The organism is Kitasatospora sp. NPDC092286 (genome assembly GCF_044755565.1).
In the GTDB taxonomy this organism is placed as follows: Bacteria; Actinomycetota; Actinomycetes; order Streptomycetales; family Streptomycetaceae; genus Kitasatospora.
This window is the reverse complement of sequence record NZ_JBIVRD010000052.1, coordinates 48,388-54,689: the sequence shown is the minus strand read 5'-3', so window position 1 is coordinate 54,689 and position 6,302 is coordinate 48,388. Positions and strand designations below refer to the sequence as shown.

Here is a 6,302-nt window from a genome sequence, read left to right as displayed (position 1 = left end):
AAACGGAGGTCGTCGCCGTGTCCGGCAGATCCCCATGTGGGTGACCAGATCGAACAACCTCAAGCCGATCACCGGAGGTAAAACGACAAGCTTAGAGAACGTCGCCAGTGGCAAGCGGCTCGACGTCACCGGCGCCTCCCCCGACAACGGCACGCTCATCCAGCAGTGGTCGGCCAACGCCTTCGGCGCCCAGGAATGGCTCCTCGAACACCACCTCGACGCCCCCGGCACCTACACCCTCACCAGCTTCATCAGCGGCAAGCCCCTCACCGTCCGCGACGCCGCCACCACCGCCGGCGCCCCGGTCCACCAGTGGGAGGACACCGACTCGCCCTCCCAGTGGTGGCTGCTCGAACGCCAGGGGTAGCGCGGGGAGGGCCTCAGACCCTCACCCCTCACCCCTCAGGCCGAGAGCCTCAGGCCGAGAGGTTGGCGCGCAGGGCGGCGAGGTCGTCCTCGGTGGCGCCGTGGGCGCGGAGGTAGTCCGGGACGGAACCGTGCCGGTCCCGGATCCAGGCGAGGGACGAGGCGAGGAGGGGAGCGGAGATGGGGCGGGAGACGCGTTCGGTACCGGTCTCGTCGAGATAGGGGGTGGGGCCGTCGAGGAGGCCGAGGCCGGCGTTGGAGAGCAGGAAGTCGGCGGTGATGTCGGCGTCGGAGGCCCCGAGGAGGGACTGCAGGACGGCGATGGTCAGGCCGGTACGGTCCTTGCCGACGGCGCAGTGGACGACCGCCGACAGGGTACCGGGGTCGCCGAGCCGGCGGACGATGGCGACCAGCGAGGGGCCGGCGGTCCCGGCCATGAAGGGGTAGAGCTCCTCCTGGTCCTCGGGCCAGGGACGGTCGACGTCCTCGCGGTTGGCGGGCAGGGTCGGGACGTGCAGGGTCTCGTGTTCGAGGCCGTGGTGCAGGTCGGGCCAGACGTCGAGCTCGACGGGGCTGCGCAGGTCGATCACGGTGCGCAGGCCGAGGGCCTTGAGACGCTGAGCGCCCTCCGGGGTGAGGGTGTGGAAGGACCCGGAGCGGTAGAGCACGCCCCGGCGCAGGGCGCCGACACCGCCGGCGTCGCGGAAGTTGCGTACGCCGGGGATGTCGAGGAAGGCGGACGGCAGGTCGGTGGCACGGTCCGGCAGGTCGTCGGTCATGGCGTCCACCGTACGGGCGCGGGGTGGGCGGGGGAAGGTCGTTCGGGGAGCCGGACCGACGGCGGGGGCGACGGCAGGGGTGGGATCAGCGCCCGCCGGCGATGTCCAGGAAGGCGCCGGTGGTGTACGAGGAGGCGGGCGAGAGCAGGAAGAGGATCGCCTCGGCGACCTCCTCCGGCTGTCCGCCGCGCCGCATCGGCAGGTTCGGGGCGACCCGGTCGACCCGGCCGGGCTCGCCGCCGAGCGCGTGGATGCCGGTGTGGATCAGGCCGGGGCGGACGGCGTTGACCCGGATGCCCTCGGCGGCGACCTCCAGAGCCAGCCCGCGGGTCATCGAGTCGACGGCGCCCTTGGCGGCCGCGTAGTCCACGTACTCGTTGGGCGAGCCGAGCCGGGAGGCGGCCGAGGAGACGTTGACGATGGCGCCGCCCTGCCCGCCGTGCCGGGTCGACATCCGGCGGACGGCCTGCGCCGCGCAGAGGAACGGGCCGGTGATGTTGGCGGCCCAGATCCGGTTGAGCCGGTCCTCGTCCACCTCCTCCAGCCGGCACTGCTTCTCCAGCGTGCCGGCGTTGTTCACCAGAGCGGTGAGCGGGCCCAGTTCGGCGTCCACGGTGGCGAACAGCCGCTCCACCTCGGCGGTACGGGTGACATCGGCCCGTACGGCGACGGCCGTGCCGCCCTCGGCCCGGACGGCCGAGACGACGGCGGCGGCGGAGGCCTCGTCGGTGCGGTAGTTGACGCAGACCCGGTAGCCGCGCCGCCCGGCCAGCAGGGCGGTGGCGGCGCCGATGCCGCGTCCGGCACCGGTGATGAGAACGACCTCGGGGCGGTCGGAGCCAGGAGTGGAGTCCATGGCCGCAACGGTACCCAGAGCGTCGCGGTCGATCCACGGTCCGGCCCGCCGCCCGGAATTCGTTCGCGCGGCGCGGCCCGCTCCGGGCAGACTCCACGGAACGACCCCCGGGGCCGGCGGCCAGGGCCGTCCGCCCCGGTGGACAGCAGCCCCGCCCCGCCCCGACGAGAGAGGAGAGCCCCGTGGTACCCGCGCCCGGCACCGCCCTGCTCGTCGGCGTCGTCGGCTCGACCGCGTACGGCTTCGCCCAGGCCGGCTCCGACATCGACCGGCTCGGCCTGTTCGCCGCCCCGACCGAGGACTTCCACGGCCTGCACCGTCCGGCCGAGTCCCAGGTCACCACCGGCCCCGACGTCACCCTGCACGAGGCGGCCAAGTGGTGCCGTCTGGCGCTCACCTGCAACCCGACCGCCTCCGAACTCGTCTGGCTGCCGGACGACCTGTACGAGGTGCGCGGCCCGCTCGGCGAGGAACTGATCGCGATACGCCGTTCCTTCCTGAGCGCCAAGGCCGTGCGGACGTCCTATCTCGGCTACGCCGACCAGCAGTTCCGCAAGCTGCTGACCCGCGACACCACCGACCCGGTGACCCGCCGCCGGGCCGCCAAGCACGCCCGGCACCTGGTCCGGCTGGTCGAACAGGGCGTCCGGCTCTACGAGACGGCCGAGAACGTCGTCCGCCTCCCCGACCCGGACCGGGTCCGCGACCTCGGTGAGCGCATCGCGGACCACCCCGCCACGGCCGAGGCCCTGCTCGCCTCGGCCGCCGAACGCCTCGCCCGCCCCGGCGTCCTCCCGCCGGCCCCCGACCCCCGCCCCGCCGAGGCCTGGCTCCGCCGCGTCCGTGCCGCCCACTACACCCCGCCCACCACCTGACCCCGCCCGCTCCGCCCACCACCCCCCGGCGCGCCCGCACAATCCACTGGCGGAGCCCTGGGTCCCACCGGGTAGGATCACCGTGGCCCGCCCCACACGGGGCCGGGCCACGGGCCGCTAGCTCAATTGGCAGAGCTGCGGACTTTTAATCCGTAGGTTCAGGGTTCGAGCCCCTGGCGGCCCACCACTGTCAAGGCCAGGTCGGACTGTTCCGACCTGGCCTTTTTCATGTTCTCCAGGCTGTCGGCGCTCCCCTTTCCGCCCCTGTAGGACGTCGTTCGGCGGGCTCCGTCTCCAGCGGGAGGTTCACGGACCGTCGCGGCACCCCTGCGTGGTACGTCGGCCGGACATGTCGCGCGGCGTCCTGTTCGAGGCGGGCGCCGGCGTCCGAGATCGGTCCGGGCGTCGGGTTCGGGCCCGCAGGTGGCTCGTGGGGATGGGACATGTCAGGCTGGTCAACTGTCATGCAGGGGCGAGGGATGGGGGGTTGATGAGTGGATTGCGGTTCTCCGCGGCTGTTGGGATCGTGTGCGCGGCGGTCGTCTGCGCAGGCTGCACCTCGGAGCCGGCGGCGAAGCCGGCCGACGGCGCGCCGGCCGGAACGTCCGCCGCGACGGTCAGCGCCTCCGTCTCCAGCCCGTCGCCGGTGGCGCCCGCCACCCCGACGGTGGACCCGAATGTGGTGCCGGGGCCGGTTCTGAAGACCTATCTGCCGACCGGCGACACCCTGCCCGCGGGGTGGCAGCTGTCTCCCATCTTCACGGAGAGCGACAGCGGCCCGGCGCAGGTGCCGCCGTCCGCGGCTCCCAGCCCGACGCTGTTGCCCTCCTGCGAGCAACTGGCCTCCCACGGCACGGCGGCGGCGCTCGGCAGCCCGGCCGCGTACGCATCCGAGGGGGTCGTCGGCCCGTCGGCCGGCGAGGTCGGGATCACGGTGAACTCCTACCACGCGGGTGACGCGGCGAGGGTCCTCAGCAGGCTGACGGTGCTCAAGGGCGTCTGCGGGAGCACCTATGAGATCGGTTCCTCCGGGGGATTCAATCCGGTGACGGTGACCGTCAGCGGGGTCGACGGCCTGGGGGCGGAGAGCGTCCTCGTCAGGGTCGACCGGAAGGCCTACGTCGGCAAGGAGTTCGTCGTGGCGCGGGTCGGTGACCGGGTGCTGTCCGTGAGCTCCGACAACAAGTACGGGGCCTTCCCCGATGTGGTGGCGCTGGCGAAGGCCATCGTCCCGCAGGTCAAGTGAGACCGGAGGCGGCCGCGGCCCCCGCCCCGAGGCGGACCGCGATTTCGGTGAAGTCCGTTGATCCGAAGCCGGTTCGGCCGGGTGGGCGGCCCCTTCCGGGGTGCGATTCGTTGCCCTGAAAGGTCCTTGCGGCGGGCGCCGGGGGCGGTGGCGGTGGTGTGGCGGAGGGGGTGGGAGGCCGTCGGAGGGGCTTCCGCGCAAGGCCCGAGATCAATATGACCGGCCTTGTATGCTCCCGAAGGGTCTCCTGTGACGGCAGGGGCTCGGGAGGGGTTCCGGAAGCGGTCGCGTGGGGCGTTCATCGGTCATTGCGACCTTCGGATGTGCAACCCGGGGGCGGTTTCGACCGTCTTTCTGTGTGCAGCGCGCCCGGACCGGGTGGGTGCCGCGTCCGCCGGTGAAAGGTTCACGCATGTCAGGTCAGTGGGGCGAGGGCCCGGCTCGTGGTGAGAGCGCGCCCGGCGCGGCCACGGCCGAGGGGACCGGCGACGGGGTACCGCAGCCGCGTGGCGGCGGACGGGCCGAGGCCCGGCGGGCGGCCCAGGGCGGGGCGAGCTCCCCGGTGGCGGCGGGCGGTGGCCGGGCGGCGGCGCGCAACAGCCGGAAGCCCGGGAAGAACGTCAAGAAGATCGTCGCCTGGTCGGCGGCCGGCGTGCTGGTGCTGATAGCCGGCGCGGGCGGCGCGATCTACCTGAAGCTGAACGGCAACATCAAGTCCTTCGACGCGGACGCGATCGCCGCCGACCGCCCGCCGGAGGCGCAGGCCGACGCGGACGGCAACAAGCCGGTGAACGTGCTGCTGATCGGCTCGGACAGCCGGGGCAAGAACAACAGCGACCTCGGCGGCGGCGAGGACGGCGGCGCCCGCTCGGACACCACGATCCTGCTGCACGTCTACGCCGACCACAAGCACGCCGTCGGCATCTCCATCCCGCGCAACGCCATGGTCGTCATGCCTCCCTGCAAGCTGCCGAACGGCAAGTGGACCAAGGGGAGTCCGAGCGCGATGTTCAACGAGGCCTTCTCCACGGGCGGTTCGGACGACGGCAACCCGGCCTGCACCCAGAACACCGTGGAGAAGCTCACCGGCATCCGGGTCGACCACACCATCGTGGTGGACTTCCAGGGCTTCTCCGCGATGACCAAGGCCGTGGACGGGGTGGAGGTCTGTCTGCCGAAGCCGATCTACGAGGGCGACGTCAACCCGAATCTCGGCAGGAAGGGCAACGTCGTCCTCCCGCAGGGCAAGCAGAAGGTGGCGGGCCAGCAGGCGCTCGACTACGTCCGGCTGCGGCACGGCATCGGCGACGGCTCCGACATCGGCCGGATGAAGCGTCAGCAGGCCTTCCTCGGCTCGCTCGCCACCAAGATCAAGGGCGAGGGGCTCAGCCCCACCACGCTGCTCCCGCTCGCCGACGCCGCCACCAAGTCGCTGCTCGTCGACCCAGGGCTGCGCTCCGCGGACAAGCTGCTCTCCTTCGGTCTCTCGCTGAAGAACATCGACATGCACGACCTCAAGTTCGTGACCGTACCCTGGCGTTACCGCACCCAGGACAAGAACATCGACCTCGTCCAGGCCGACGCCGCCAAGCTCTGGGAGACCCTCAAGGCCGACCGGACCATCGACGGCCAGAACGCCACCGGCGAGCAGCCGGCCGCGCCCGGCACGTCGGCCGCGCCCGAGACCGCGCCCCCCTCGCCGTCCGCGGCGGCCGACGAGGGCAACACGGCCGTCAAGGTGGCCGTGTACAACGGGACCACCACCGCGGGCGCGGCGGGCAAGGCGGGCGAGATGCTGAAGGCGGCGAAGTTCACCGTCACCAAGATGGGCACCGCGGCCAGCACCAAGTACGCGACCACGATGATCGAGTACGGCTCCGGGCAGAAGGCGGGCGCGGAGAAGGTCGCCGCGCTGTTCCCGGGCGCGACCGTCGAGGCCGGCACCTCGCCGGGCGTCACCGTGATCCTCGGGAAGGACTTCGCCGCCGCCAACGGCGGAGCGGCCGGCTCCGGCACCCCCGGCACCTCGGCGGGGCCGCCGGCGGCGCCGCAGCCGCTGCCGAGCAGCGTCACCGGCGACTCCCGCTCGGCGGACGACGACATCTGCGCCAACACCACCTACGGCAGCGGCGGGTAGCGGCCGCCGGGTGGCACCGGCCGCTGTCCGGCGCGCCCGGGGC

6 protein-coding genes and 1 tRNA gene are annotated in these 6,302 nt (G+C 72.7%); 5 read left to right on the top strand and 2 right to left on the bottom strand.

What is annotated here, in order from left to right; genetic code table 11:
* Nucleotides 1–367 (top strand): RICIN domain-containing protein (locus ACIQIB_RS35140; protein WP_400762979.1); only part of this gene is annotated, 367 nt, incomplete at its 5' end.
* Between the two features lie 49 nt (nucleotides 368–416).
* Here ACIQIB_RS35140 and ACIQIB_RS35135 read toward each other — a convergent pair.
* Both ACIQIB_RS35135 and ACIQIB_RS35130 read right to left on the bottom strand, forming a co-directional pair.
* Entirely contained in the window at nucleotides 417–1,145 is a 729-nt protein-coding gene (locus ACIQIB_RS35135; protein ID WP_400762977.1) for a tyrosine-protein phosphatase, read from the bottom strand.
* Nucleotides 1,146–1,230: 85 nt separating this feature from the next.
* Nucleotides 1,231–2,001 (bottom strand): SDR family oxidoreductase, encoded by a 771-nt coding sequence (locus ACIQIB_RS35130; RefSeq protein ID WP_400762975.1) that lies wholly within the window; start codon nucleotides 1,999–2,001, stop codon nucleotides 1,231–1,233.
* A gap of 182 nt (nucleotides 2,002–2,183) precedes the next feature.
* Between ACIQIB_RS35130 and ACIQIB_RS35125 the strand changes: the two genes are divergently transcribed.
* From ACIQIB_RS35125 to ACIQIB_RS35110, 4 genes are all read left to right on the top strand, one after another.
* On the top strand, nucleotides 2,184–2,876 hold the full coding sequence (locus ACIQIB_RS35125) for a DNA polymerase beta superfamily protein (protein WP_400762973.1): 693 nt from the start codon (nucleotides 2,184–2,186) through the stop codon (nucleotides 2,874–2,876).
* 111 nt (nucleotides 2,877–2,987) lie between these two features.
* Nucleotides 2,988–3,063: transfer RNA gene (locus ACIQIB_RS35120), tRNA-Lys, on the top strand.
* 303 nt (nucleotides 3,064–3,366) lie between these two features.
* Nucleotides 3,367–4,122, top strand: coding sequence for a hypothetical protein (locus tag ACIQIB_RS35115; protein WP_400762972.1), 756 nt, complete (start codon nucleotides 3,367–3,369; stop codon nucleotides 4,120–4,122).
* A 412-nt stretch (nucleotides 4,123–4,534) separates the two neighbouring features.
* Nucleotides 4,535–6,259 carry an LCP family protein gene (locus ACIQIB_RS35110; RefSeq protein WP_400762970.1) on the top strand — a complete coding sequence of 575 codons (1,725 nt, stop codon included), beginning with the start codon at nucleotides 4,535–4,537 and terminating at the stop codon, nucleotides 6,257–6,259.
* Nucleotides 6,260–6,302 lie beyond the last annotated feature (43 nt).

Bases quoted from the DNA above. Each gene is read 5' to 3' on its own strand.
- ACIQIB_RS35135 (WP_400762977.1), bottom strand. From the start codon at position 1,145: ATGACCGACGACCTGCCGGACCGTGCCACCGACCTGCCGTCCGCCTTC.
- ACIQIB_RS35130 (WP_400762975.1), bottom strand. From the start codon at position 2,001: ATGGACTCCACTCCTGGCTCCGACCGCCCCGAGGTCGTTCTCATCACC.
- ACIQIB_RS35115 (WP_400762972.1), top strand. From the start codon at position 3,367: ATGAGTGGATTGCGGTTCTCCGCGGCTGTTGGGATCGTGTGCGCGGCG.
- ACIQIB_RS35110 (WP_400762970.1), top strand. From the start codon at position 4,535: ATGTCAGGTCAGTGGGGCGAGGGCCCGGCTCGTGGTGAGAGCGCGCCC.